The organism is Paraprevotella clara YIT 11840 (genome assembly GCF_000233955.1).
Classification (GTDB): domain Bacteria; phylum Bacteroidota; class Bacteroidia; order Bacteroidales; family Bacteroidaceae; genus Paraprevotella; species Paraprevotella clara.
The window spans coordinates 1-653 of sequence record NZ_JH376632.1 but is presented as its reverse complement, the minus strand read 5'-3'; the positions used below and the strand labels follow the sequence as shown (position 1 = coordinate 653).

The window sequence follows — 653 nt, the reverse complement described above, 5'->3', positions numbered from 1 at the left end:
TTTATTTTTACTACCGTGACGGAGCATTGTAAGTCCTTCGGCAGGCTGCCCATAAGTAGCCGCATCTAATTGTTTAGTGCTGTTTTCGACAGACTCTTGCCCCAATAACACATTGAAGCTGTGCTTTTTAGCTTCACCTAACAAAAAGCGGTACTCTAATGTATTAGTAAGCGTTTTGCGAAGGGTACGGTTGTTAGAGACAAAAGTGTAAGGATTAGGATCATCGTAGAACTTATAGTCTATAAACGATGGCAATTCTCTTTGTTCTGATTCGCCATAGCCGTATTGTACCCCTCCTTGTGTTTTGAATATAAGGTTTTTAATAGGCTCTATGGTAACGAACCCTGATGGCAAAAAGTCATCGTTGAAGGACTCGGTAGGGTGTGTTTCGGCATAGTAGTCGGGGTGATAGAAACCAGCTGAACGGCTAGTGATACCAGGGATATAGTTCTTGCGTCTGCCATCTTCGTAAGTAGGACTGTAAAGCGGCAAAGCTATCACCTTAGGCATATTGAGAGAAGAGCCGCCTTCGCGCTCAGTATGTCCGGCAGCAAATGAGAAACCTACTTTTAACCAATTTGTGATTTGGGTATTGATACTACCATTGACGGTATAACGGCGGTAATCGCTGCGAGGTGAAGTAGAACCCTCTT

1 protein-coding gene is annotated in these 653 nt (G+C 43.6%); it reads right to left on the bottom strand.

Annotation, left to right across the window (positions count from 1 at the left end; translation table 11 throughout):
• Window positions 1-653, bottom strand: a 653-nt coding sequence (locus tag HMPREF9441_RS15120; protein ID WP_008622683.1) for a hypothetical protein, incomplete at both ends; no start/stop codon positions are given.